We start from the raw sequence: 26,523 nt of genomic DNA on the forward strand, positions 1-26,523 counted from the left end.
GATTACCGTTGGAGAGCTGTTTACTCCTCGAGCAGCCAGCCGAAGCGTTTCTCCCAGAACTCCTCGTCCGGGGGTTTCTTGGTCCGTCCGTAGGTCTTTTTCTCGCGGATCTGTCGTTCCAGCACGTCTCGCGCCTCGTTGAGCGCGTGGGTCGCACCGTATCCCTCGCCGGAGGCGACGTACAGTCCGCGGTCGGTGTAGAGCCGGATGCGAGCGAGCAACAGCGAAACGCCCCGTCGTTTCTCGTCGTGCTCGTGGAGGTGGATTTTCGCGTCCAGGACGCTCATTCCGCGATTCCGATCGTCGAAGGCGTCGACCATCGCCACGATGTCCTCGTAGGTCGTGTCGTCTATCAGATTGGTTCCGTAGACCTGCACGGCTCGGTTCCCGCCGGCCTCCCACGTGAGCGAATCGAGGACGTCGGTCTTCGTGACGATACCGTGAGGCGAGCCATCGTCCGTGACGATCAGCGACGAGGCGCCGACATCAAACATCTCCCCGACGGCCGTCTCGAGCGTATCGCTCGGTCGGACCGTCCGTACCGGCGAAATCATGATATCCCGGACCGGAAGATCGAGCATTCGCGCAAGTTCGCCCTCTCGGGCGCCGAAGCCGCCGCGACGTGCCCGACCGGTGCTGCTGGAGATCTCGCCCCCGAACGGATCGGTTCCGCCCGCGTCGCCGCCCTGACTCTTGACCTCGGCCCGTACCGTAAGCTCGGTTACGTCGTAGAGACTGAGGATACCGACTGCCGTGTCGTCCTCGACGACAGGGAGGTGAGTGATGCGGTTCTCTCGGAGCACGTTGAGCGCATCGCCGAGGGACGAGTCCGGCCTGACCGAGACGAGATCGGAAGTCTGAGCTTCGGAAACGGTCGCCGCGTCCAGAAACGACGTTACTTTCTGGAGGATCGCATCGACGGTGACGACGCCGACCAGCTCTCGGCCCTCGAAGACGGGCAGGAGCTGCGAGTCGCTGTCGATCATGAGCTGTGCCACCTTGCGGATGTCTTCGTCGGGCGAGAGTCGCGAGACGTGCCAGACGAGTGATCCGAGTTTTTCGCTGGGCTGGCGGTGTGAGGTCGCGAGTTGTCTCCTCGTGACGACTCCCTCGAACTCGTCCCCGCGGATTACGACACCCTTGACGTCGGAATTGGCGAACGTACCGACGAGCTTTGAGACGGGCGTTTCTGGCGTGAATTCGACGTATTCGTTCGAAACGATATTGGCGATATCCATTGATTTCAGTATGCTTTCGATCGGGTGGTCGTTCTACGGTACTATTGAGGCGTACTGGGATGACTGGGATGTATACTCGTCACCGATCAGTTAGTCGCTGGGAGTCGACTCGTGACGATCGCGGGGCCGTCCTCGACCGGCCGCTCACGGTCACGTCTCCAGGTAGGCCATTGCTTCTTCGTCGGAGACCTGACTGAAGTTCCGGTAGAACTGTCCAACCCCCATGAAGCTCCCGGGCCTCTCGAGACAGACGACCTCGTCGGTCCACCCCTCGAGTTCGGCGATAGAGGTCGGCGGACCGACCGGTACTGCGAGGACGACTCGACCGGCGTCCGAATTGCGAAGCTTCGCGAGACAGGCCCTGACGGTCGAGCCTGTTGCGACGCCGTCGTCTACGACAACGACAGTCTTTTCCGCCAAATTCGGCTCTGACCGACCGCCTCGGTACCGCTCGGCCTTCTGGCGTGCCTCCGCGGCTTTGCGCTCGCGCTGTTCCTGAAAGTACTCCTCGTCGCTTCGCGTCCCGAGGATCGCTTCCTCGTTTTGCCAGACGCTTCCGTCGCTCGCGACGGCACCGATGGCGTACTCCGGGTTGCCCGGCGCACCGATCTTCTTTGCGACGATGACGTCGAGTGGAGCCTCGAGTTCGTCTGCGACTGCTCGGCCCAGCGGGAGGCCGCCACGCGGAATGGCCAGAACGAGATCCGCGTCGATCCCTCGCTCACGTAGCTCTTCCGCGAGGAACTCTCCCGCTTCCGTTCGATCCTGGAATCTGCGAGACACCTCCATCGATTCGGAGAAACGGGACGAGAGAGCATATAACGCCAGGGTAACTCCTGCTAGATGGGAACAATCACATCGATCCCACGCTGTCGTGAGTGCCGATCGGACTGTCAGAAGCGACGAATCGCTCGCAGAAGAACCGACGACGGGCAGAGGAACGAACGGCCTCGGGGCCGCCGTTGCCTCCCAGTTCGTTGAGGCGGACCTGTAACGAACGATGGCTGTCCACAGAGCCAAGACGGCCGTCTCCGTAGGGGAGGTTATGTACCACGACGTTCTCATCGCGACCGACGGCAGCGGCGTCGCAGCGAACGCCGCGACGGTCGGCATCTCGCTGGCCCGAACACTCGAGGCAACGGTTCACGCCCTGTCAGTCGTCGAAGAGAAGCGAGGCGATATCGCGGCTCGCCGCGAACGCCGCCAGTCAGATGCAGACTCGGTCGTGGCCGACGCGATAGACGCAGGCTGCGATGCCGAACCGATCGTTCGGAACGGACGGCCTGCGACTGAGATCCTGTCGTGTGCCGACGACGTCGGTGCCGACCTGGTCGTCGTCGGGACCCACGGGCGGACCGGGTTACAGCAGGCGTTGCTCGGGAGCGTCGCGCTCGAGGTAATTCGCGAGGCACACCAGCCCGTTCTCTCGGTTAGTCCGGACGCGTCGTGGGACGGCGATCGAGTCGACGACGTCTGTCTCGCGACCGACGGCTGGACGGGATCGGCAGCCGCAACCGAGAACGCTCTCTCGCTGGCCGACGCCGTCGACGCCAGGTTGCACGTGCTGTACGCCGTCGATATGAGTTCGAACACGGCTGAGATCCAGGAAGCGTTCGAAGAACACGGCGAAAAAACGACGACGGAGATTGCAGATCGAGCCGACGAGCGCGGTCTCGAGGCGACTCGAACGATCGCCCACGGGGCAGCAGGAGAGAGTATTCTCGAGTATACCGACCGGAACGCCGTCGACGTGCTCATAATGGGAACCGAGAGCAAGTCGACCCTCAAGCGACTCGTCGTCGGGAGCGTCTCCCAGCGCGTGGTGCCCGACGCGAGCGTCCCTGTGCTGACTGTCCGCACGCTCGAGTCGTAGCTCTCCGCCGGCAACAAGATGCCGAGTTCGACACCGTCTGGGGACTCGGACTCGTCCGCCTGGTCGTCGCCGGATTCGTGGCGCTTCTCACCGAACTCTTTCTTCGCGAGGACGAGGACGAGTAGCAGCGACGAATTACCGAACGATCGTCACGGGAACAGGGGCCCGACGGACGACCCGTTCGGCAACGCTCCCGAGCAAAACGCGGGATGCCCCCGACCGACCGTGGCTACCGATGACGATGTGATCGATGTCTTTCGACTCCGTAACGGCCACTATCTCGTTGCTGGGGGAACCGACGACGGTTTCGCGCTCGACGGAACCGTCGTGGTTCGCTGCGATCTCGGCTGCGTTCTCGAGCAGGTCGTCGGCAGCCTCACGCCGTGTCTCGAGTATCGAGTCGTACGCGTATATCCCACCTTCCCCGTACATCCCGACCGACGGGTCGATGACGTGTAACAGCGTGAGATCAGCGTCCGGATACTCTCGGACGGCGTGTTCGACGGCTTTCATCGCCGGTTCGGAATCGTCGATCGGAATGAGGATATCCATACCGTCTCTTCGTGGTCATGCTGGAAGAATTTTTTTGAAGACGACATCGAATTACTCGTTCGCGGGTGCCCCGTCGTTCGGGTGCAGGCACCTCTACGTCGCCCCATCCGATCGGGCGGGCCGAGAGTCGACGGAATAATCACTCTGAGAGCGCGACGCCCGACAGCACCTCTGCCCGGAGTTCGTACCACTCGAGGTCGACATCGCCGGCCGAGACGTCGATATCTTTCGCTACGCGATAGTACCACGCCTCGACGTCGTCGATGTCGTCCTTGGAGAGCGGTTCGAGCGATCCGCTCATAACTACACTCGTCCACTCGTGCGGTCCGTCCCACTCGTAGACGGTGAGACAGACTTCGTCGGTCGTCTCGATGAACTCGCGCTTCTTGCTGTCTTCGGCGAACCCGAAATCCATGATCGCTCGCTCTTCGTCCGCGTCGTACGCGAACGACATCGGGATGCCGTACGCCCGGCGGTCCTTCGAGAGACAGAGCACGCCCGTTGCCTGCTCGTTCAGAAACTCGGTGATCTCGTCTGCTGCCATCGTGTGGCCGTACCACGAATCAGTCATTTTGCGACACCAGCCGTTTACACCATGGGGTCCCTTATATAAGGGACAGGAATCTGTCTGCTGGGCTGAAAGGCCGATCGAGACGAATATCATCGGCAGAGATCTGTACTTCCGTCCTAATTCGATAGAGAGGGTGTACGGCACCCACCCGTCGCGCCGCTTTTTTATCACCGTCTCGTACGGCAACCGATGGGACTGGAGACTGCGGGAGCCCTCGAGCGAACTGTGTCGTTCGCGCCAGCGGGATCGGAGCCTGCGGTCACGAGTGTCGCGATGATTGGGCTGGCGACGCCCGTCCCCGAGCTACCGCTATGGCTCGTGACCACCGGCGGCGTGGTCACGATCACGATACTGATGGTGGTGTCAGGATTCTTTTCGTCCTCCGAAATCGCGATGTTCGCGCTGCCGAAACATCGGCTCGACGTACTCGTCGAAAACGGTGCATCGAACGCGACCGTCGTCAAGGCGCTCCGCGAAAACCCACACCGGCTACTCGTCACGATCCTGGTCGGGAACAACGTCGCGAACGTCGCCATGTCGAGCGTCGCGACGGCGTTACTCGGACTCTACGTCACCGAGGGGCAAGCCGTCCTGATCGCAACCTTCGGGATCACGTCGCTCGTGTTGCTCTTCAGCGAGAGCGCGCCGAAGTCCTACGCCGTCGAGAACACCGAATCGTGGGCGCTTCGCGTCGCTCGGCCGATACGCTACGCGGAGTACCTGCTGTACCCGTTCGTCGTCCTGTTCGATAAGCTGACGCGCATCGTCAACGGGCTCGTCGGCGCCGGGACGTCGATCGAATCGGCCTACGTCACCCGTAGCGACCTTCAGGAACTGATCGAGGCTGGCGAGCGCGCCGGGGCAATCGAACCCGACGAACGTGACCGGTTGCGCCGCACGTTCAGATTCGACGAGACGCCAGTGAGCGCGATCATGGTTCCCCGTCCGGACGTCGTGGCCGTCTCGACGACGGACTCGCTCGAGACCGCGCTCCAGACCTGTGCACACAGTGAGTTTACTCACCTGCCCGTGTACGAAGGAAATCTCGATACCGTCGTCGGGACGGTCCACGTCTGTGATCTGCTCCGGGAACGGGACTACGGCACGCGCGAGCCGGACGAACTCGAGCTCACAGACGTGATGGAGCCGACGATCCACGTCCCCGAGACCATGCCAGCCGACGAGGTGCTCGCGGAGATGCAACGCGCACAGGTCCACCTGGCCGTCATCATCGACGAGTACGGGACGACCGAAGGAATCGTCACCACTGAGGATCCAACCGAGGTTATTACCGGCGAGATTCTCGGTCCCCGCGAACCGGCTCCGATCCGAATCGTCGACGATCGAACGGCGATCGTTCGCGGCGACGCCTCGATCGCGATGGTCAACGAAACGCTCGATCTCTCCCTCCCCGAGACACCGACGGTCGACACTATCGCTGGACTCGTTCTCGACCAAGCCGGACGCCTCCCCGAAGCGGGCGACCGGATCGCCTGCGACGGTACCGGAATCACCATCGAGGACGTCGACGACAGGCGGATCATCAGCGTCCGACTCGTTCGATCGGGTGACGACGAGTGCTAGCAGCGCGCAGTCTCGATGACGTATCTGGCCGTGCGGATTCGGCAGAACGGACGGAAACGAACCTCGACTGCTCTCAGGAATCGAGAACGCGGCCGAACGGATCGCTCCGCACGTATGAACACCGTGGCTATTTGCTCGAACGCAAGGTACGAGACGTATGGCTCAGACCGTCCTCGTACCGACGGAAGGCTCGCCGCTCTCGATGAAAGCTCTCGAGACGGCACTGGTCGACTATCCCGACGCCGACATCGTCGTCTGTCACGTCATGGATCCGATCGGGTCAGGTTTCGGCCTCATCGACGTCATACGGCCGACGTTCGAGGATGGCTCGCCGCCGGGTTCCATCTCACCGAAGTATTGGCGAGAGTGGCACGAAAAGGCGGCAGAGGTCTTCGACGATGCCCAAGAGATCGCAGCCGAACACGGTCGAAGCATCGAGACCGTCCTCGAGTTCGGCGAACCTGACGACGTCATCCTCGAGTACGCCGAGGACCACGATGTCGACCGGATCGTGATGTCTCGTGACCACCGAAATCCTTGATCTCCGCACGGTTCCCTGGCATTCGTTTCGGCTGCCTGTAAACGACCATGGGTCGGGTGATCCGTGGCTTTTCTTGTTCACGTAGAGGAAAGCGGTGACCGTTCTGAACGACTTGAATTTGTGCTGAACTGTCCTGCGGAACCGTGTAAGACCTATGTCTCCTGAGTTCATTTATATGGTTAAGGTGAAAAACTGTGCACCGCTACGACTGGATCCTGCTGGCCATCGCCATCGCTCTCGTCGGTGGAGGGCTCGTCGGCGCGCTGACGCCGGTCCCAATGGAGTACGGGCTAGCCGCCGCGTTTGTGCTCGCCACGCCGTTCGTCTACGACGCGATGTTTCGGAACCCACCGCTTCCGGCAAGCGACTTCCAGCGAGCCGCCACCGCGATCATTTGGCACGCGCTTCTGATTTGGGCGGTCCTAGCCGCGATCTGATAGCGATGGTTCGCACAAATCATACTTCGAGGAATTTTGCTCGATCTGAGCGAGCAGTTCTGGATTCGTAGGTTCACAGCGTGGTGCCGTATCAACGATGCTTTCCACACGCATACCGGAAACAGCCCCCTCAAACGTGGTAAGTGTGTCAAGGGCAGGCGACCGTGTGAGTGTCGGCGTCCCATCGACGCGGTGAAGTCGCTCATCGACGGGGTGGGTCGGTGAGTATGACCGCTCGAGACTCGTCCCATCGCTCGACCCGACTGCTCCGTCCCAGTAGTTACCCTGTCCGTCGGCTGTCCAAACACGGAGTACTCCGAGTCGTGCAGCTGCATGCCGATGGTTGCCGATGAAGTCGTTGTTGGTCACCTGATTGGTTGGCAGTAACTGGTTCGCCTGAACGCCCTCTACGTTCCCCGCGATGACGTTTCGTTCATATATCGAGTTCCCTGCTGCAGTTGTCATGCCGACCTCTGTATCAGTGATGACGTTCTGGGCGACGTACGACTGCGATCCTCCCATCAAGAGTCCCTGCGACGTATTCCGTATCTCGTTCCCGACGACGGCATTATGCTCTGGATCTGTCATCACATCGATTCCGGTCGATTCTGCACTCAAGATCCGGTTGTCGGCGATCAATGCATCCGAGGTATACATCAAATGGACACCGATTCGGTTCCCCTCTAATGTATTGTTCCGATAGATCAGTTCGTGCGATCGATGGGTGTAGATCCCGTCACGACCGTCGCGAAAGTGCGAGTCTTCGATCACACCGCCTGGAGATCGCATCGTCATAACTCCCATGTAGCCGTCGTCCCAGTGGTCGCTGCCGTCAACAGTGACGTTCCGAACGACAGCCTCCGGACTGTCCCGAAGCAGGACTCCGTTCGCTGGCGTTTCGATCGAGACGTTTTCGACGACGGTTCTGAAAGAACCGTTGACCTCGATACCTGCATCTCCCTGTCCGTAGGCCATCTCGAGGACGTCCTCGCTGTCATCCAGATTCCTGTCTCCAGTGTCAGCCTCCGCTACATTACCGACACCGGAAATTTGGAGATCCGTTACCGCAGCTCGATCGTCTTCGATTCGGATGACGGTTCCGTTTCCGTCCCCCTGAACCGTCGTACCCTCTTCTCCAGCAACGGTGATCGGCCGGTCAACGTCGATAGTGTCGGTGACGTTGTAGTTTCCAGATGGGATGAACACTGTTGCTCCCCTGGGTGCGGTATCGATACCCTCCTGAATGGTTGCTACATCCTCACCAACGACGACTTCTGTTGGTCTATCGCGGGCTTGCGTTGCATCCGAGACCAACTCGTCACCACGTGCGTGACGTTCGTCGACCCGATCTCGGACGACATCGGCGTCATCGATCTCGAACGAGTGGTTGAGAAGCTGTTCCCAGCTCACTACGGTGCCACCGTGTTCGGTCGTAAACGCCTCTGCGTCTTCCTGTCTCGAGAAGGGCACGACAGTTTCCCCAGCTGGTGTTCTCGCCTCACTTCCGACAACGAACCATGCAGACTCCGCATTGGTCCAGCTCTCCGTTCCGTTCGCAGCCAAGTGGCCGTCGGTCGTGAGTTCGAGCGCTGTCCCGCTATAGTCCGTCACATAGACTCCAGTCGGATAGCCAAAGCGGTCTTCATGCCCCGTTTGCTGGCTAGCGTCGACAAATCGTTCGATCCCCTGATAGCCGACGACGTACTCGTACTGAGAATAGAACACCTGCGCTTTCGGAACGTCGATTCGGTCCTCATCAGGTTCGTTCTCGAGGATGACCCCTGTAGCAACGGTGTCCTCGAACGGCACCGGATCAGGCGATGTCGATCCGATATCTGCTATGAAAATCCCAGCGACCCCGAGAAGACAGATACCAATGAGGACCGAGATTAAAAGTTTGTGGGCGATAGCCATCTCGTATCTCTATCTGGTCGGTGTAGTGCAATAGACGGTCTGGTACGGCTATCGAAGCGACCGAGCGCATTTCGTTTCGTGTACCAGATCGACTTTGCAGCAGGCGACTGTGAAACTACGCCATGACAATCCGTGCTTTGGGTTCCTGGCATCGACGGCGAGTGCTTGCCACTATCGGTATCACCGGTATGTTGGCAGGCTGCTCCGATACAGATGACAACGCTAATTCGGATGTTCCGGATCCCGATACCCCGGTGTCCGAGTTTCTCGTCGACCATCCGGTCGACGAGCCGAAAGCGTTCTCGAGTTCGCATCTGTGTGGTGTCTGTTCGATGGCCGTGACTGACTACTCCGACCGAAACGCTCAGCTCGCCCACGAAAACGGAGATGGGATGATGTTCTGTAGCCCAGGCTGTTTGTTCGCCTACTACGGAGTTCCGGACCAGTTCGGTGCACCAGAGAGCGACATCGTCGGTGCATGGGTGACTGATTTTGAAACGGGATCTCTCGTTGACGGGTTCGACGCCGTCTACGTACTTGAACACGACGAACACCGTACTGACGACCCAATGGGTCTCGATCCACGTGTCTATGTAGATATGGATGACGCCCGCAAGTATATTGGGCAATACGACGACCTTGACGAGGATGATACTGTCGCACTCTCAGAGGTGGGAGAGGACATCGCGCGGATGTATAGAGGGGACCGATTACTGTAGTCGGATCAACCCCCCCGCTCGAACGATTCTCAAAGTGGCTGATAGTGTGGGAGCGGAATCGGCGGGAGGCCGATACCGAGCGTTGCGAGCCCATGTTGGAGCGGAATGTAGCCAAGCAACACGAAGGCACCCCCCAGAACACGGTGAAGTTTCATTCGTGTCTCGATACTCAGTGATTGGAAGAGCGTCCCGTAGACGAACAGCGAGGGGACCGTTCCGAGTCCAAGCACAGCCAGCGAGAGAAATCCCTCGACAGACGATCCCCGGATAAACGCGTACAGAAAGGCTGGATAGAGCAACGGACATGGCAACAACCCGTGAACCGCGCCGAGTCCGGCTATTCTGATGTTACCGACCCACGAGTCGACGTTTGCGAGCAGCGTCTGGTGGAGACGTCCGAGCGTTGCTCCCACGATTGGAACGCTGATTGACCCGCCGACGAGACCTCGACCGATCAGATAGTTGATCCCCATTGCGACGATGAGTGTCCCCACACCGATGCCGGCGACTGCATGAACGTCCGTCGCAACGGCTGTCACTGCCTGTGGGGAAACGAATACGACTGTCCCTGCAAGACCGAACACTCCACCTATAATCGCATAGCTGCTGGCTCTGCCGAGGTTAAACAGAGCATGCTGTCTGACCTCTCTGACCGTCAGTTCGTTACGTTCTCTATGATGGCCGTCTTTGGCCCGCATTCTGTCAGAGTAGGTCGTTACGAGTGGCCCACACATTCCGAGACAGTGTGCACCACCGAGTAATCCGATCAGACCGAACACGACGAGACTGACCGGTTCAACGGCAGTCGGATCCAGCCCTGGATCGTAACAGGTCTCTAAGACGGGTCCCTGGTGGAGGGTTCGCATCTGTTACTCTCGGTCGTCTATTACCGTTTCCAGATCGTCGGTGATCTGTTCCGTCGAAGGGTTCTCACCGCGGTAGCTTCGTTCGACGTACCCATCCGGGTTGACGAGGAAGGTGACGGTTATGTGAGCGAAATCGTAGTCGTCACCCAATTCCTCGCGTTCGAAGGGGATGCCGAGTTCGTCCTCGACGACTGCTTTCGCTTCGTCGTCGTCTTCGGGACGTAGATAGTGCCAGTTTCCCGCCTCGAGATCGACGTCTACCATCTCGGCGTGATCCGAAAGTTCGTCTGCAGTGTCTCGCTCGGGATCGAACGTGATCGCGAGAAATCGGACGTCGTCGCCGAGCCCGCTCTCGAGGCTGTTGGCCTGAACCGTCGAAATCGCGTGCATAAGTGGTACACATTCGGCGGGGCAGGTCGCAAAGAACGTCGTGCAGACGAGACACTCCTCGTCGATACCATCGACGTCGACGGACGTTTCTAGCAGGGGGTCAGAGAGCTCGAACGTCGGGAAAGACTCACCGTAGGTCGGATACGAGGGCTCTCCCTGCGTGCTCTCTTCTGGCGGGTCCAACACCACCTCACCGGATGGTTCGTCCTCTACGAGTCCGGTTAGACAACCCGCGACGGGCGCCAGCCCGACGACCGCACTACTGGCGAGAAGATCGCGTCGATTCATCGTGTGATGCTAGTGTTCGGGTTCTGAAGAGCGATCTGGTGCAATCATCTAATTCGCGGTGCTCATTCGATAACTGAACCAGATTCGACTTACCAGTCTGGTCACAATAGCTAGTATGGACGACCGACTAGCTCCGATATCTCCCCACGAGCGCTGTTCAACACGACGAACGTTTCTCGCTGGGAGTGCCAGTCTTGGCGTCGCCGCGATAGCCGGCTGTTTCGATGACGATAGCGACGATGTTCCCGATCCCGTTACGATTGACGATGACCAGGACTGCGATCACTGTACGATGGCGATCGGCCAGCATCCCGGACCGGTTGGACAGACTCACTACCCCGATCCCGACGACATCGTCGGCGAGGATCGACCGGCACAGTTCTGCAGTTCACTGTGTACGTACACGTTCACGTTCGAGCAGGAGGATGCCGGCCACGATCCGGACGTAAGCTATCTCACGGATTACTCGAGCGTCGACTACGCGGTCGAAGAGGGCGGGGACGCGTTGGAGATCAGTAACCATCTCGAAGACGAGGCATTCGCTGACGTCGAGGGCCTCATGTTGGTCGTCGACAGCGACGTCGAGGGAGCAATGGGGGCGTCAATGATCGGCTTCACCGACGCTTCCGAAGCCGACGACTTCCAGGCCGAGTACGGCGGTGATCTGTACGAACACGAGGATATGACCGGCGAGCTCGTCATGTCTTTGATGTAAGGACTACTGCAAACTCCCTGCTCGCTCTGTCCTGTGGTCGTTTCCTGTGTAGGTGTATCGTGCGGCACAACGGACGGCGAACGGTGTGAAGTACCTCGGGCACAAGCCCCGAGGCGTCACCGTTTTGGTCCACACTGCCACCGCAGGCGAATTTAATTCCCCCCGACCTTCCCGAAAAGGGTCGGCTGGAATTAACACCCGAACGTTCGGTACGTCCGTGAGGGTCGGTCGCTCCACCACGACCCGACAACACCCGTCTCACCACGCCGAAGACGCGGGTTTTGAGAGGTGTCGCATTCCTCACAACTGCGCGCAGTTGCTTCGGATTACGGTCTTTAACCCACGTCGCAACTGTATCACTCGATCCGGCGGGATGCGTCATATAGCTTACGCGATTCACCCTCGGGGTCAAGTGGTTCGAGACGCCAAAGGCGTCTCGTCATTACGAAAATCGGAGATTCTCGTACGACCCCGAGGCACTCTCGCTGTATCTCTGCAGAAGGCGTTAACGACCGACACTCCAGATGGCGACGGCAAGGGACCCCACGGTCCAGGCGGCGAACCCGAAGAGACTCACAATGGGTGAGGCGACCTGCGGTCCGGTTCCCGACGCGACGGCGACCGTCGTCTCGAGAACGAGACCGCGGTATGCACTCAATGGACTCATTGCAAGTGAGTAGAGGAGACTGTCGTCAGCGATCAGTCCCTCGGTAAGTCCGTAGACGATTGCCAGATCGAATCCGAAGAGCAGGGCGACGAGCGCCACGATCGACATCCCAAGCGCGCTCCGAGTTCCGCTGACAAGCGAGGAGATCGCGAGCGCGATAGCGAGGACGACGAGACCGAACAGGACGGTCAGCACGAAGAACCGAGCGAACAACAGCGGCGAGTCGGCGCCGGTGTGTGTCGCGTAAATCGCGAGTACGTCGGTATCGGTGACCGCGATAGCGACCGCAGCAAGTACCATCGGAACGGCGATCGCCGCTACCAACCCAGCGGCGCGGCCCGCGTACACCCCGAGAACGAGTTCGCGTGGCGAGATCGGATACGTCTCGAGAACGTCGAGTTCTCCCCGCTGTTCGTCGGCGAGGATCGCCCGGTAGCCGAAGGCAACGGCGACGATCGGGACGAGCAACTCGAGGGGAGTCAAGAGATCGACGGCCGTCGGAAGGTATCCTGCCGCGTAGCCACCACCGATCCAGGTGATTCCCACGACGACGGCCGCAAGTGCGGCCGTGAGCAGATAGAAGGTTCGGGTTCGAACCACTGTCCGGAGCTCTCGACCGATGACAGTTCCCAGGAGGTGGCTCGTCGACGGTGACTGCTCGCTGGCTGGCTGTGCGGATTCGTGTTCCATACTACGAACTCACCCCCTGTACCCGAACGGTACCTTCTTCCGCAGCAACCGAATTTTCGTATACCGCACGCAGCGACTCGACTCCGAGTTCCGCTCGGATCGACCCCGGCGGGCCGTGACGGACGACACGTCCGTCGTCGAGTATCAAAACTTCGTCCGCAGTTCGGTCGACCAATTCGAGGTCGTGAGAGCTCAACAGGACCGCCGTTCCTGCACTGGCGAGGTCAGTCGCGATCTCGAAGACGTGTTTGCTCATTCCGGGATCGAGCCCGCTCGCCGGTTCGTCGAGCACGATAACCGGCGGATCCCCGATCGTTGCCTGGGCGATCCCGACTAACCGGGTCATTCCTCCGGAAAGCGCCTCGACGGGCCGCTCGGCTGCATCCTCGAGGCCGACTTGCTCGAGTCGTTTCCTCGCGTCGGCCTCTCCGGCTCCGACCAGCGACGAGTAAAACTGCAACGTCTCGAGGACGGTAAAACCGGGTCGAAAGGCTGGCTGTTGTGGAAGATAGCCGATTCGGCGGGTTGCATCGGTGCCACGGTAGCGAACCGCTCCGTTGGTCGGCTCAAGCAGGCCGGCGAGGACGCGAAGGAGCGTGGTCTTTCCGGAGCCGTTCGGTCCGATCAGTGCAGTTATCGTTCCCTCACCGAAGGTAGTCGTGATATCATCTAGTACTTCGACGCTGCCGTAGTTGTAGTCTGCTGACGTAATCTCCAATACTGGGGTTTGTCGTATCATGAGTTCGTTAGGCTGCGCTGTCACAGGGCCACGCTCGGTCTTGCCACGCGGTTCGCTCGAGTAGCTCGGGGTTGTTCGGCTCACAGGTCGGCGCTAGATCGACGATACTCCCGGTCCGCATTCCGGGAACAGTGCCTTCGAGGCCGGCGAGTGCCTCGAGGGCAGGTGCCTGCGCGAGTGTCGGTGTGCCGTCGACTCGGTGCAACCGCTGATCGACTGGATCGGTCGGCGAGTACGCTCGGTCGATCGTCTCGCCGTCGCCGAAACCGACTGCCCCCTGCCAGTAGTTACCGCTTCCATCGTCGGTCCAGACTCGAAGTGGACCGGAACTTGCCGTCGCGTGTCGCTCGTTCTCGACGAAATCGTTCTCGAGCACCTGGTTCGTCGGCAACAGTACCTGTACGTCGGCCCCAACCTCGTTGCCCGCGATGACGTTGCGTTCATAGATCGAGTTCGTCGCGGAGATCTGTAACCCGACGTTATTGCCTTCGAGAACGTTTTCCGCGACGTACGAGTCGCTCCCGCCAGGTGAGAGCGCTTGCTCCGTATCCCGAATGTCGTTGTTGACAATCGCGTTGCGTTCCGGCCCGGTCATGATGTAAATCCCCGTGTTGGATTGCTCTCTGAGCTGGTTGTTTCCGAGAAGCGCATCCGACGTATGCATGAGATGGATTCCCAGCCGGTTCCCCTCGAGTTCGTTATCGCGAACGACGAGGCCGTGGGAGTGGTGGGAGTACACCGCGTCTCTGCCGTCATACACTGTCGTGTGTTCGATCACGCCTGGCGTACGAAACGCGAGGATTCCTGCGTGTCCGTCCGACCAGTCCGCCGGACTGTGAACGGTGACGTTTCGGACGACAGACTCGCCGCTGCGGCGAAGGAGCACACCCGTCACTGACGAATCGACGGTGACGTCTTCGATCAGCGATTGGTTTGCGGTGTGAACGGCGATTCCGGCATCGCCGCTCGCGTAGTTTCGCTCGAACGTCTCGTCCCAGTCACCGGTTTCGTTCTCGGTTCCGGGCAACTCCGCTTCACCGCCTCGCTGTGATCCTTGTGACCCCGAACCTGTAACGGCCAATCCGACGACTGCGGTCCGATCCGCGGTCGTCGTGATGACCGAGCCGGTGCCGTCACCACGGACAGTAACGTTTCCGTCACCACGAAGCGTCAGCGGTCGCTCAATCTCGAGTGTCTCTTCGTACTCGCCCTCGGGAATCACGATCGTGGTGTTTTCGGGAGCCTGCTCGATCGCTTCCTGAATCGTCTCCGTATCGTCGCCGACCACTATCGAAACGGGCCGTTCGCGGAGTTCTCTCGCGGAGTCGACACGCTCGTCGGCGTCCTGGTGTTGGCCCTCAACCCGATCCCGGACGACGCTCGCATCGTCTATCTCGAATCGCTCGTCGAGCAGGTCATCCCACGCGAGCACCGTTCCACCGTGGGCGTCGGCGAACGCGGTTGCATCGTCGCGCTGCGAGAACGGGATGGGTGTCTCTCCACTCGGCGTTCTGGCGTCGCTTCCGTGAACGAACCATGCGTCTTCCCCGTTAGTCCAGGCTGGACCACTATCGGCCGTCGGGTAGCCGTCAGTAGTCAACTCGAGGTCCACGCTCGAGTAGTCCGTAACGTAGACCGTCTGAGGATGGCCGAACCGTTGTGTGTGGCCGTCCTGTCGCTGTGTCTCAACGAACCGCTCCACGCCGTAGTAACCGACGACGTACTCGTATTGCGAGTAGAACACCTGTGCCTTCGGCAGTTCGACACCTTCCTCGAGTCCGTACTCGTCGTCCGCAGCAAGACCCATCGAAACTGTATCGTCGAAAGATGCCGGTTTGGGTGCTGCCGATTCTACATCGATTACGAAGACACCCACCGCAGCGAGGGCCCCCAGTCCGAGAACAACTCCCACTAACACGATTCGCCAACGAGGTCTGGGCACAGTCGAATTTAGGCTGCTTCGTACGTATACCGTCTGGTATACCCTTCGAATCGAATAGCTGCGGCAACAGACGACCCGGAACGACGGCCGATGATCGCGTGTCCGATGTCGTCTACTACTCGAACAGCCCATCCGAGCTGCCGAAGACATACGCGTTCCCGGAGTCCCGACTCGTCTATGGCGAGCCGGAATCCGCCGACGACGGCCGACAGGTCACGGATCGGATCCGATTTCAACTGTTTGAGGAACTGTTCACACGGGACCAAGAAGACGACGGTGCGGTGGCCGTCCTCAGACGCTAGGATCGATTACGCTGACGAAGCTGCCGAGGCTCGGGTGCTTGCCGAGGTCTACGCGACCGTCGAAGAACGGAGTAAGATCACAGACTGACGAAATCGATGTCGCGAGTGTCCTCGAAAATCAGAGATGGCACCGCTACCGCGGAGTTGGTGATCGAAGGCCCCAGCCACAACGATCGGTTGCGACCGCGACACGGTTGTCGAACGAAGACAAAGTCACGGACTGATGTCATTCTAGCTTAATGGTATGTTAGAGCCGGTTCGGGGTGGTATCACGAATGTCAGTTGAATACACCGATGAGGTCACGCTGTGACTTGAAGATAGCAGCGTCGAGGTCCAGGACGAGCGTCGTTTCTCGTCGATCGAGTTCACGATGGATGCTACCGTCGGGACGTACCACCAGCGAGTGGCCGGCATACCTCATTAACCGGGAATCGGGAGTGTCGCGTTTTCCCGTTCGGTTCGCACCGATAGTCCATCGAACGCCGTCGAGCGCTCTTGTCCGGAGCAGGAGCCGCCAGTTGTCCCGATAGGCGTCCGGCCACGCCCCTGGTACGATCAGTGCTGTAACGTCCGCTCGAGCCAATGTGGCGCTGTCCTCGACGAAGTTGAGATTGTAACAGGTCTGTAGCCCTGCAGTGCAGACGGGCGTTTCGACCGTGACCAACTCGTCGCCAGGAGTGAGGAGTTCCGCCTCGCTGTCCCAGAGATGGCGCTTCCGATAGATCGCGAGATCCCCAGCAGGTCCGATGTACGCAGTAGCGTTGTAGAAGGTATCGTCTGCCGCTTCGACGAAGCCGACAACGAGCGCGATTTCGTGTTGTTCCGCGAGAGACCGCAACTCTTCGATCGGAGCACTGTCTCGAGCGAGCGCAGCCGCTTCGATACGCTCGTCAGCCACGAATCCGGTTAACGTGTGCTCGGGGAAAAACAGCGAGATCGACGTCACTGCCGAAGCCGTCGATACACTCTCAAACGGTTTCGAAATTCGTCTCGACTGCCAGATCCTCGAGTTCTAACTGGTATACTGCGACTGTCAGTTGCATACGGTATTCACTCACAGAAACTTCGATAAACTACCACGATTGCTGCTCAAGGAAAGACCCGGCTGGCAGTCAGAAGACCGTTGGAAACAGTACGTAGACGAATACCGTTGTCAAGAGTCCGCCTGCGAGCAGGTAGTACACGACGGGAATTAAATTAAGTCGGATGATACGCCCAGTCTCACCCACAAGTCCGACGGTTGCGAGCGCAGCAATTACGTTGTGGACCGCGATGACATTACCGATCGCTGCACCGATCGAGTGAGCGCCGACCAGAATCTGTGTCGGCATGCCGAGACTCTGAGCGACCTCGAATTGGAACGCACTAAACGTGATGTTGCTGACCGTGATCGAACCTGCAATAAATGTGCCGAGCGCGCCTATCGCCGGCACGATCAGCGGATAGGCTGGACCGATTGCTGCCGCAGTTGCATCTGCGAGAACGACGATCATGCTACCATCGGGAACCGCTTCAGGGGATGCAGCGCCGGCCTCAGCATGGGCGTTGGTTTCAAGCATGATCTCAACCATCGCGATGACAAACACCAGCGCGATTAGCGGTGAAACGATCTTTCCGCCTGCCTCATGCCATGCGCCCGCTACCTCGTCGACATTCATCCGGAACAGCGGGATCGCAAGCAATGCACTGAGCACGAGCCAGGTACCAGGAACGTAAGCCCACTCGATCGCGCCCCCGAGTTCAGTGCCAAAAATCAACGACCACTCGAGAACCGGTCCGACGGTGAAATGGCCGATATCGGATTCAAGGCCTGTAACTGGCCCACTCTGTAGGAATTCCGCGACGGGTTCGATCACACGAGTTCCTATTAGGAGGACGACAAGGATTCCGTACGGAGCCCACGCACGCAGTAGTGACATCGACGCCTCGGTATCGGTGGCAGCGTCGAGTTCATCACTGTCTGGTTCGATACTGCCGACCCAGTGATCGGGCCACTCCTCACGGGGTGGGAACTCCCAGGTGTCCTCTGGCTCGAGGTAGCCGGACCGAAGTGTGCCGACGACGATTACGCCGCCGACCATCGCGGCAAACAGCGAGGGCAGTTCAGGACCAAGGAACCACGCCGTTAGCACGTACGGGACGGCGAACGCGACTCCAGCGAACAGACACAGTGGGATAATCCCACGGACCGGGGCGAGGGATCGCTCGTCGCGACTACCGAAAAAGTAGACAACCATCCCAACGGCGAACAGCGGCATCAACACGCCGAGAACACCGTTAAACACGGCAGCCCAGGCTCCTGCGGTCGCCGAGTAACTGGCAACGGACATCCCCTCAGCGGCGATCGTCGACTCGACGCTCCCAAGCGGCTGCTGGTAGCCGACGATAATCGGCGTCCCGACTGCCCCAAATACCGTCGCGACCGCGTGGCCAACGAGTGCTGCGACGACGGCCGCAAGTGCAGGAAATCCGAGCGCAAGCAACAGCGGTGCCACGACCGCGGCTGGTGTTCCGAAGCCGGCAACGCCCTCGATAAACGTTGCGAGAAAAAAGCCCAGAAGCACGATCTGCACCCGCCGATCTTCGCTAATAGAAGCGAAACCCTGATTGATGCGATCGACAGCGCCTGATCGCATCAACGTGTAGAGCAACACGAGTGCACCGAAGACGATCCAGAGGATCTCGAGGGCAGCCAATGCTCCTCTGAGACTCGCCGCGGCGATCCATTCGATTGGCATATCCCAGACCACGAAGCCGACGACTGCAGCGACGAGCCACGCGACCGGCATTGATCGTTCGGCCGGCCACAGGAAACCGACGAGGAGAACAGCAACGACTACCAGCGGAGCGAGTGCGGCCCCGATCTCCACCGGATTCATCATTGCAGTCTCCATTCGTCCCGGTGGTCGTTCCCCGAGATACTATCCACCGAATCACTCGACAAATAAAGCAAACCAGTCATCGCTCGGATAACTTTGTCACGGTACTGTATATGTATCGAAGTTTTTGCAGATATTTTGTAGTATATGTCCTATGATGATGAGAGAAGCGTTGGCAGACGGCTCTACAGCCCGGGAGATTACGCTCGAGCAATCGATAGCTCGACGTCCGCCCCCGGTGCTCCCGTCACAGTCGCGCCGAGCCTGCTGGCTACTCGTTTCACTGGTGCTTACAGCGAGTTCAATAGAACAACGCTCTCGACATCATCCATGCGGTGTCCCTGAACACCGGCTACACATTGAGAGAAAACGTTTCTGCAGAAAGATACCCACCAAGACAGCCAGGAACTGCAGCGATTGGACCATAGAACACGATGAGTGGAAGTGCTGTTACTACCCAGAGATAGATTCCGGAAAGCGCAGAGTCCCCAGCAGAAACGTTCGAAAGTGGAAAGGCGACGAGTAGAAAGAGCGCAAAGACGAATACGCCGCCGATTCCAGCACCTCCGCCATCAACCCATCCATCAGCAGAATTAGCCGTAACTGCACCCGCAACGAGGCCGCCGACAAACCCAGTAGCGACCAGTATGAGCCCGAGATTCTCGATAACGACAGCAATCCCGGTCATTACTGCCGCCTGAACAAACGCACCGGCAAGGATTGGTCGCCACCTAACTACCATATCTGGGCGTTTTGTAGGTGGTTTGTATACCATATAAATAAGTTATAGATCGCCTCACTTAGTGTTACGAACATAATCAGTGACAACACGGCTGTCGTAGTGATTGACCTCCAACGAGAGTACTTCGAGGAAGACCGTCCGTGGTATGTCCCCGATTGCGACCGAGTCCTCGAGAACTGCCAGCGGATCCTCGACGCCGCACGGGAGACCGACGCGACGGTTGTTCACGCACGCCACGTCCAGCCGACTGAGGACTCGCCCGTGTTCGCATGGGGGTCCGAGTATACCGAGATCATCGACGATATCGACATTTGAGACAACGAGTATCTCGTCACGAAGACGACGCCCAACTGCTTCCGAGATACCCGCCTCGACGACATCCTTGCCCGGAACGGCATCGAAAACGTCGTCAGCACCGGTCTCCTCTCGGCTATTTGCGTCGACACCACCGCCCGAGATGCTGACGCTCGCGGCTACAACTCCAACTACGTGAAGGACGCGACGAGTATGTTCCCCGTAGATGGCACAGACCCAGCCGAAGTCACCGAAATCATCGCCACCGTTCAAGCCACCATCTTCTCCAACGTGCTCTCGACTGACGACGCTATTGAGAAACTCAAGTAACGACGCCAGTCGTCGGTAGCGGAGCGAGCGATCCGGTGGGGCTTTTTGTGCCGGCCATCATACTTCACTCGTCCTGTGGGTTCTGGAGGGAGGAGTTCGTCCGTGGTTATCGAGAGATCCTCTGGGGTGTGATACATTTCACATATGCTACAGGAGGGGTAAAAGAAGGAAGACATCGAATGAGGAGTATGGCCACTCTCGAACGATCTCCCGCTGTGCTCTCGTTATCGGATCCACAGGCAACGAACCTCAAACTTTCCGGCGGGAAGGGTGCAAACCTCGCCAAACTCGTCTCGGCTGGGCTTCCCGTTCCGGACGGGTTCTGCGTGACAACCGCTGTCTACGAAGAACTCGTAGACGAGGAGATTACCACGATGATCGACGACCTCGAAGCTATTGATCCGATCGATACCGAGAGATTGCGGGAGCGAGCGACGGAGCTCCGGGATACTATCCGAGTGAAAGAATTCCCGGAGGACGTCCGGGCAGCTATCGAGGTCCAGCTGGAACCGGGTGTCTCGTACGTCGCCAGATCGAGTGCGACGGCCGAGGACCTCCCGACGGCCTCGTTCGCCGGGCAACACAGCACGGTGCTCGACGTGAGTTCCCTCGAGAACGTTACCGATGCGGTTCTCGAGTGTATGGCGAGTCTGTTTACCGATCGGGCGGTATCGTACCGAGCGAGAAACGAGATCGCACACGAGGAGGTGTCGGTGTGCGTCGTCGTTCAGGAGATGATCGACGCCGACGCATCCGGCGTGCTGTTCACGGCCGATCCGCTCACCGGCAAGCGGACTGTAGCTTCGATCGACGCCTCGACCGGACTGGGTGAAGCGGTCGTTTCGGGAACGGTGACAGCAGAAAACGTTCGAGTAGACCGAGAATCCGGCGAAATCCTCGAATACCGGGCCGGAGTCAGTGGCGACGATGGATCCGATCTGTTCGGCGCGAATGAACCGACAGTTGACATCGAGACCGGAGACGTACCGGACGCCGAGGACGACCGAGTTCTCACCAACGAGCAGGTGACAACGCTCGTCGCGTACGGTGAGGGGATCGAACGCTCGTTCGGTTTTCCACAAGATATCGAGTGGTCGATCGCCGACGGTCAGTTCTGGATGCTGCAAACGCGTCCGATAACTACGCTCTCTCCACTCCCCGAACCGCGGCCCGATGACGGCGCGCTGCACGTCTACTACAGCTGGAATCACCGGCAGGGGATGACCGAGGCGATGCCGCCGCTCGTGGCCGATTACTGGTCACGGACCATGGACGTACTGTTCGACCGATTTGGGTCCGATCCCGAGACTGGACTGTCGAGTGCGACCGCGGGTGGGATGGTGTACATCGACATCACACCACTCCTGCAGTCGGACAGGCTCGCATCGTACCTCCTTGAGGGGCTCGAGGACTTCGACAGGCAGGCGATTGCGCCCCTCGAGGAAATTCGTAAGCGTCGTGGTGACGAACTCGCCCAGACGTCCGTGCTTCGAGGTACATCGCTCACACAGACGCTTTCGAGCGTCGGGAAGCTAGCACCCGTCGTCGGACAGACGCTTGGATCTATCCTCCAAGGAATGGTGGACCGCTCGTACGAGGAGGTGCCCCACAGAGCACGACAGTGGGCAGACGCCACAGCAGAGGAGATGATTCGGGAGATCCGATCAGGTGATTCAGCGGCAGATCGCCTGCAGATTGCTCTCGAGAAAAATGACGAGTTTAGCTGGGAAGCCATGGAGTGGGCGCTGAAGCTGTGGAACGTCTACTTCTACAGGGCAACCCTGCGGCGGCTCTGTCCCAATACTGACGACGAACTCGAGGCCCTCGAGCGAGGACTGCGCGAGAACGTTACTACCACGATGATGATCGAACTGGGGGATGTCACTGATATCGCCCGCGACAACCCAGACGTCGAGCAAGCGTTCGAAGGGAGCCACGACCTCGAGGAAATACGCGAGGTGGCCGGCGGCGAGGAGTTCACCGCTGCGTTCGAGAACTTCCTTGATGGGTACGGGTTCAGAGCCCCCGCTGAAATCGAGTTCTCTCGCCGGCGATATCACGAGGATCCGTCACCGCTGTTGGGCACTGTTCGGGCGAAACTCGAAACTGGTGAACCGGGAGACCATAGAACTCACGTCGAACGCTTGGAGACCGAAGCCGAGCGAGCGATCACTCGCCTCGAACGACAGGCGAGTGGAGAACGGTTCGGCTCGATTCGACGACGTCTCGTCCGTCCGTTCGCACTGCGGTACCGGAGCTATCTCTCGATGCGGGAGGTCACCAAGTATGCTCTTTCGCAACTGCTGGATGAAACTCGGCGACAGGTACTTGCAGCTGGTGAGAAACTGGAACGAGAAGGCCGTCTCGAAGACGTGAACGACGTTTGGCTCTACGACTTCGACGAATTGCTATCCGAACTCACGAATCCCGACACGCCGATCGACGTCGATCTCGATGCACGACGGGCCGAACAGTTCCACCACCAGCAACTTCGTGCACCGCGTGTCATCACCAGTGAGGGGGAGATCCCCCGAGGTGGTATTGTTTCGGACGTCGATACCGATGGATTCGTGGGCATTCCGACAGCCAGTGGCGTCGCACAAGGACAGGCCCGGGTCATCGAAGAACCGAGCGACGCGACCCTCGAAACTGAGGAGATACTCGTTGCCCCACACACCGACCCCGGCTGGACGCCGCTGTTTCTCAACGCGGCTGGGCTGGTGACTAATAACGGCGGGAAGATGACCCACGGGTCGATCGTCGCCCGAGAGTACGGAATCCCATCGGTGGTCGTCGCTGGGGCAACGGAGCAGATAGAAACGGGGCAGCGAATTCGAGTCGATGGTAACCGGGGAATCGTCGAATTGCTTGATGACTAAATGTGACCAGCGAAGGCGTCTATCGTGGCTCAAACTATTATGCGGTCTCACCGCATCTGTTGCGGTATGCGTAAACTCTCGCTCACGCTATTGATTCTCGCGCTGATAGGATGGTTGATCGCCGGTGTCGCACACGTACGGAGTATCCAATCCAATAACGAAGACGAGAGATTGAGGTTGACGATGAGACGAAACCAATGTCTTCTGCTGTCGAGTATTTCCATGAACTCGTTCGTCGTGATCGCTCTGTATCGATACGCGAGAGAATTTGTGCATCGAAGGGGCTGATACTAGACAGAAGCGATCGGATCTTCACTGTTCGATTCTCAGATTGTCCCCGATTGGTGGTTGAGAACTGGTGTGAAGATACCCACCGAGATAGATAGGCACACATCTGCATAGCCATCGTGTTAGATTCTCGAAATCAGGAAACGAATGAATTCAGAAGAGGACGATAGAAGCCGACCGAACCCAGGAAAGCGAAGATCGATAGCGTGAACCGTCTTAGCTGTATATATTCGAGAAAGGTCCTGGTCACAGACTGGATTCGAACGCATCGTCTCGTTTCGTTTTTCCTTCTGACATACGCCATCTCCTGGAGTCTCAACGGAGTCGTGATCGCCCTGCAGATGGAACCGTCGTGGACGCGCTGGATCCTCAGCGGGTTTCTCAGTGCGCTTGGACCCGCGATTGCTGCCGTAATTGTGGTTCACGTCAGTGACGACGATCTTCGAGCGTGGGCGCGTGGCATCGTTCACTGGCGTGTTCATCCGAAGTGGTACGTGGCCGCGATCGGAATTCCTGCTGCCATCGCGCTGAGCGCCGCAGCCATGGCTACGCTACTCGGCGGCCCGATCGATTTCGGCGCGTTCTCGCCGAACCTGCTCACGCTTGTGTTCGGCGTTCTGTGGGGTGGCTGGCACCTTCCGCTGTTTTTCGATCCGGCCGCCCCACACGCACAGTGGCCGCTCGCGTCGCAGCTTTCGTACTTCGTCGGCATCGTCGGATTCTCGGTGCTCTTGGCCTGGGTCTACAACGGCTCGCGTGGAAGCATCCTGCTCGTCATGATCATGCACGGGAGCGAAAATGCCCTCGGTGCACTCGTCCCGCTCGACGTCGATCTCGTCATCGTAGACGGCGTCCCGGATTGGGGACTGCTCGTCTCACTCAACATCTCTCACGTCGTGGTGACATGGGTATTCGCGCTAACCGTCATTATGGTCGTCGGAACCGGGCTACGTGCCACGAGACTGTCAGCGGTCGGTACGACCGGCACAACACAGCAGCATGAGCGAGCCTGACATCCTTTCACGGCTATACCCAGGAACTCCCCCACCGGGAATTGAATCACTGGTAAGCAGGAGATTTGCAGATTCCCATTCGCGTTCGATTTCATCCTCGAATATTGCGGCTGGATGTATTCCGAACAGGAGTATGGTATTTTCAATTGTTAACGTCTACTAAAAGTCAAATCCAGTAAAGGCAATCTGGAGACAGCGATAAATACCCAATTACTCGGTTGGTATTCTTCGGTTCTTGTATCCAGATCGCACGTATAGTGAACGTCTGGTCCATCGCTTTCGGCGTGAAACAAACAAAATCGGCGTGCTGAATCCATTCTCTATCTTCAGCAGGCTTCTCTTGATAGCTACCGTAGGAATCGATTGCTGTTCCGTTACCCGCTTGATCTGGATGTAACACGCTGTTTGTGGCACCTGATGTATGGGGTGTGCCAAGCGTGCGAGATACACAGCGCGGATGTTGCACGGGATTCGCCTCGATCTGCGTCGATAGTGATCGACCTGTACAAAGTAGGGATGCAGCAGGCTAACCTCGATTTTTCCAAGAGAGAAGAACCGAATCAACCGATCAATCGAACTGCGAACCGGGCTGAGATACGGTAGTTCGTCTAGGAAAATGATTCGTAGGCGGAGATTATAGGCCGTTAGAACCTTCCTTCTCAGCTTCAATTATTTGTACAAACATTTCAAGCCCTGTCTAACAATAGTGCGAGAGACTGATCGTGAACTTTGTATGAGAACTGATGAAGATAACGGCGGCAAGAAATTCAAACGGAGAACATACTTGCAAGGGATTACTACGGCTGGTGTGGCCAGTACAGTCGGGTTGGGTGGACTCTCGACGATGTCTGCGGCTGCGCAGCAGGAAGCACCTCAACAGAATCAGCAGAGCGTTGTCGCGGAGTTCTGTGGAACGTTTTCACCTGGACCACAGGTCCAACAGTGCATCGCGTGTGTCGAGGCGCAAGAGGAATGTGACGAAGTCGGTCCGCTGTTTCCGCTGTTCACGGGCCTCACCGGGCAGTGTTTCACCCCCCAAGAGATCCCTGAAGGGGCTGACTACATTACGCTCAAAGCGGGGTTGAACTGCTACATCGCCCCCGTCGAGGAGGGCGTCACTACGTTCTGTCTACCGCCGGGTTCGCCCGATATCAGCAACGCAACGTTCTACGAGTGCGATCCTGATGACCCACAACCCGCGCTCATGGATTTCAGAGTGACCTGTGACGAGATCACTGTCACCACGATGAACATCCCTGACGGGGCGGAACTGACCGCGGAGGTTACTTTCCTCGACGCTGACGGCGAGGAGTCGACGCAGACGTTCACGGCGACCGTTCAGGACAACACTGCAACGTTCACCCTGCCGGGAGACCTCAACCCGACGAACCTCGTCGTCATCTCCGGCGACCTCGTGCTTGACGACCAGGAGGTCGTCGCAGAGGACGCTCCGTGCACACCGGAGCCGCCAGACCCCCCGGAGCCGGAGGATCCGCGCATCGAGGACCTCGAGGTGACCTGTGACGCGATCACGATCACGACGACGGACATCCCCGAAGGTGACGTCCTTTTCGCGACGGTCACATTCGTCGGCGATATCGTCGAGACGTACGACGTGCCCGTCGGAGCGGACGGCGTCGCAGTGATTCCGTTACCCGGAGATCTCGACCCCTCGTTCCTCCAGATCGTCTACGAGGGCGAGACGCTGTTCGAGGGTAACATACAGGCGATCGATGCGCCGTGTGCGGAGGTGCCACCGAAACCCCCGAAGCCCCCGAAAAAAAAGAAGGGCAAGAAAAAAAAGCACGCCTACAAGCGCAAGAAGCGCAAGTACAAGAAGGCCAAAAAGAAGCACAAGAAGGGATGTGTGAGTGAAAAAGAGCTGCAGAAGAAAAAGCGCGCCTACAAGCGCAAGAAGCGCGAGTACCAGAAGTATAAGAAACGGTGTAAGTAGCCGTTCCGAATCGGTCGAGTGTTCTGCACGGAGCACGCTTACACGGGTCGTTCAATACACCACGTCGGAACGACCGCCACCCGTTTCATTCCAGGTGCGACATTCGCACATGTAG

The 26,523-nt window shown here is 58.8% G+C and carries 23 protein-coding genes and 1 pseudogene; 11 read left to right on the plus strand and 13 right to left on the minus strand.

Annotated features, from left to right (window positions below; genetic code table 11):
* Positions 1-20 precede the first annotated feature (20 nt).
* Positions 21-1,238, minus strand: coding sequence for a CBS domain-containing protein (locus tag C491_RS14470; RefSeq protein ID WP_005557558.1), 1,218 nt, complete (start codon positions 1,236-1,238; stop codon positions 21-23).
* Positions 1,239-1,388: 150 nt separating this feature from the next.
* A complete protein-coding gene (locus C491_RS14475; RefSeq protein WP_005557560.1) occupies positions 1,389-2,027 on the minus strand; it encodes a phosphoribosyltransferase in 639 nt (212 codons plus the stop codon).
* A gap of 256 nt (positions 2,028-2,283) precedes the next feature.
* Here C491_RS14475 and C491_RS14480 point away from each other — a divergent pair, with 256 nt between their 5' ends.
* Positions 2,284-3,111 (plus strand): universal stress protein, encoded by an 828-nt coding sequence (locus C491_RS14480; RefSeq protein ID WP_005557561.1) that lies wholly within the window; start codon positions 2,284-2,286, stop codon positions 3,109-3,111.
* Between the two features lie 135 nt (positions 3,112-3,246).
* Here C491_RS14480 and C491_RS14485 read toward each other — a convergent pair whose 3' ends face one another.
* The gene (locus tag C491_RS14485; protein ID WP_005557563.1) at positions 3,247-3,663 is read right to left on the minus strand and encodes a universal stress protein; all 417 of its coding nucleotides are present in this window, start codon (positions 3,661-3,663) and stop codon (positions 3,247-3,249) included.
* A gap of 139 nt (positions 3,664-3,802) precedes the next feature.
* Positions 3,803-4,234 (minus strand): pyridoxamine 5'-phosphate oxidase family protein, encoded by a 432-nt coding sequence (locus tag C491_RS14490; protein ID WP_152421334.1) that lies wholly within the window; start codon positions 4,232-4,234, stop codon positions 3,803-3,805.
* A gap of 189 nt (positions 4,235-4,423) precedes the next feature.
* On the opposite strand from C491_RS14490, the gene C491_RS14495 reads away from it, so the two are divergent.
* The 3 genes from C491_RS14495 (at position 4,424) to C491_RS14505 (ending at position 6,796) form a co-directional block, all read left to right on the plus strand.
* Entirely contained in the window at positions 4,424-5,818 is a 1,395-nt protein-coding gene (locus C491_RS14495) for a hemolysin family protein (protein ID WP_005557565.1), read from the plus strand.
* Between the two features lie 157 nt (positions 5,819-5,975).
* A complete protein-coding gene (locus tag C491_RS14500; protein ID WP_005557566.1) occupies positions 5,976-6,359 on the plus strand; it encodes a universal stress protein in 384 nt (127 codons plus the stop codon).
* A gap of 194 nt (positions 6,360-6,553) precedes the next feature.
* Positions 6,554-6,796 (plus strand): hypothetical protein, encoded by a 243-nt coding sequence (locus C491_RS14505; RefSeq protein WP_005557567.1) that lies wholly within the window; start codon positions 6,554-6,556, stop codon positions 6,794-6,796.
* Here C491_RS14505 and C491_RS14510 read toward each other — a convergent pair.
* The gene (locus C491_RS14510; protein ID WP_005557568.1) at positions 6,782-8,710 is read right to left on the minus strand and encodes a right-handed parallel beta-helix repeat-containing protein; all 1,929 of its coding nucleotides are present in this window, start codon (positions 8,708-8,710) and stop codon (positions 6,782-6,784) included. The genes C491_RS14505 and C491_RS14510 overlap by 15 nt on opposite strands.
* Positions 8,711-8,964: 254 nt before the next feature.
* Between C491_RS14510 and C491_RS14515 the strand changes: the two genes are divergently transcribed.
* The gene (locus tag C491_RS14515; protein WP_241431327.1) at positions 8,965-9,429 is read left to right on the plus strand and encodes a nitrous oxide reductase accessory protein NosL; all 465 of its coding nucleotides are present in this window, start codon (positions 8,965-8,967) and stop codon (positions 9,427-9,429) included.
* A 29-nt stretch (positions 9,430-9,458) separates the two neighbouring features.
* On the opposite strand, the gene C491_RS14520 is transcribed toward C491_RS14515, so the two are convergent.
* The gene (locus tag C491_RS14520) at positions 9,459-10,295 is read right to left on the minus strand and encodes a sulfite exporter TauE/SafE family protein (protein WP_049891986.1); all 837 of its coding nucleotides are present in this window, start codon (positions 10,293-10,295) and stop codon (positions 9,459-9,461) included.
* A gap of 3 nt (positions 10,296-10,298) precedes the next feature.
* Positions 10,299-10,973, minus strand: coding sequence for an SCO family protein (locus C491_RS14525; protein ID WP_005557571.1), 675 nt, complete (start codon positions 10,971-10,973; stop codon positions 10,299-10,301).
* 115 nt (positions 10,974-11,088) lie between these two features.
* Between C491_RS14525 and C491_RS14530 the strand changes: the two genes are divergently transcribed.
* Positions 11,089-11,688, plus strand: coding sequence for a nitrous oxide reductase accessory protein NosL (locus tag C491_RS14530; protein ID WP_049891988.1), 600 nt, complete (start codon positions 11,089-11,091; stop codon positions 11,686-11,688).
* Positions 11,689-12,193: 505 nt separating this feature from the next.
* On the opposite strand, the gene C491_RS14535 is transcribed toward C491_RS14530, so the two are convergent.
* Genes C491_RS14535 through C491_RS14545 form a run of 3 tightly spaced genes read right to left on the minus strand, consistent with a single transcriptional unit; the run spans position 12,194 to position 15,591 of the window.
* Entirely contained in the window at positions 12,194-13,045 is an 852-nt protein-coding gene (locus C491_RS14535) for an ABC transporter permease (RefSeq protein WP_005557573.1), read from the minus strand.
* Position 13,046: 1 nt separating this feature from the next.
* Positions 13,047-13,784, minus strand: a complete 738-nt coding sequence (locus C491_RS14540; protein ID WP_049891991.1) for an ABC transporter ATP-binding protein — start codon at positions 13,782-13,784, stop codon at positions 13,047-13,049.
* Between the two features lie 7 nt (positions 13,785-13,791).
* A complete protein-coding gene (locus C491_RS14545) occupies positions 13,792-15,591 on the minus strand; it encodes a NosD domain-containing protein (protein WP_005557575.1) in 1,800 nt (599 codons plus the stop codon).
* A gap of 233 nt (positions 15,592-15,824) precedes the next feature.
* On the opposite strand from C491_RS14545, the gene C491_RS23320 reads away from it, so the two are divergent.
* Entirely contained in the window at positions 15,825-16,028 is a 204-nt protein-coding gene (locus C491_RS23320; RefSeq protein ID WP_005557576.1) for a hypothetical protein, read from the plus strand.
* A gap of 278 nt (positions 16,029-16,306) precedes the next feature.
* Here the strand turns inward: C491_RS23320 and C491_RS14555 are convergent, their stop codons facing one another.
* The 3 genes from C491_RS14555 to C491_RS22525 all read right to left on the minus strand — a co-directional run bounded on the left by C491_RS14555 (position 16,307) and on the right by C491_RS22525 (position 19,683).
* On the minus strand, positions 16,307-16,927 hold the full coding sequence (locus C491_RS14555; protein ID WP_005557577.1) for a carbon-nitrogen hydrolase family protein: 621 nt from the start codon (positions 16,925-16,927) through the stop codon (positions 16,307-16,309).
* Positions 16,928-17,141: 214 nt separating this feature from the next.
* Positions 17,142-18,911: an L-lactate permease gene (locus tag C491_RS14560; RefSeq protein WP_049892080.1), complete on the minus strand. Its 1,770-nt coding sequence runs from the start codon at positions 18,909-18,911 to the stop codon at positions 17,142-17,144.
* 349 nt (positions 18,912-19,260) lie between these two features.
* Complete coding sequence (locus C491_RS22525; protein WP_152421335.1) at positions 19,261-19,683, minus strand: hypothetical protein; 423 nt, start codon at positions 19,681-19,683, stop codon at positions 19,261-19,263.
* A gap of 66 nt (positions 19,684-19,749) precedes the next feature.
* Between C491_RS22525 and C491_RS24240 the strand changes: the two are divergent.
* The 4 genes and pseudogenes from C491_RS24240 to C491_RS14580 all read left to right on the plus strand — a co-directional run bounded on the left by C491_RS24240 (position 19,750) and on the right by C491_RS14580 (position 26,408).
* Positions 19,750-20,274 (plus strand): annotated as a pseudogene (locus C491_RS24240) (cysteine hydrolase family protein).
* A 35-nt stretch (positions 20,275-20,309) separates the two neighbouring features.
* Complete coding sequence (locus tag C491_RS14570; RefSeq protein WP_241431329.1) at positions 20,310-23,153, plus strand: PEP/pyruvate-binding domain-containing protein; 2,844 nt, start codon at positions 20,310-20,312, stop codon at positions 23,151-23,153.
* A gap of 614 nt (positions 23,154-23,767) precedes the next feature.
* Complete coding sequence (locus C491_RS14575; protein ID WP_241431330.1) at positions 23,768-24,454, plus strand: CPBP family intramembrane metalloprotease; 687 nt, start codon at positions 23,768-23,770, stop codon at positions 24,452-24,454.
* Positions 24,455-25,187: 733 nt separating this feature from the next.
* Complete coding sequence (locus C491_RS14580; RefSeq protein ID WP_152421336.1) at positions 25,188-26,408, plus strand: hypothetical protein; 1,221 nt, start codon at positions 25,188-25,190, stop codon at positions 26,406-26,408.
* Positions 26,409-26,523 lie beyond the last annotated feature (115 nt).

It is taken from the genome of Natronococcus amylolyticus DSM 10524, from assembly GCF_000337675.1.
GTDB lineage: Archaea > Halobacteriota > Halobacteria > Halobacteriales > Natrialbaceae > Natronococcus > Natronococcus amylolyticus.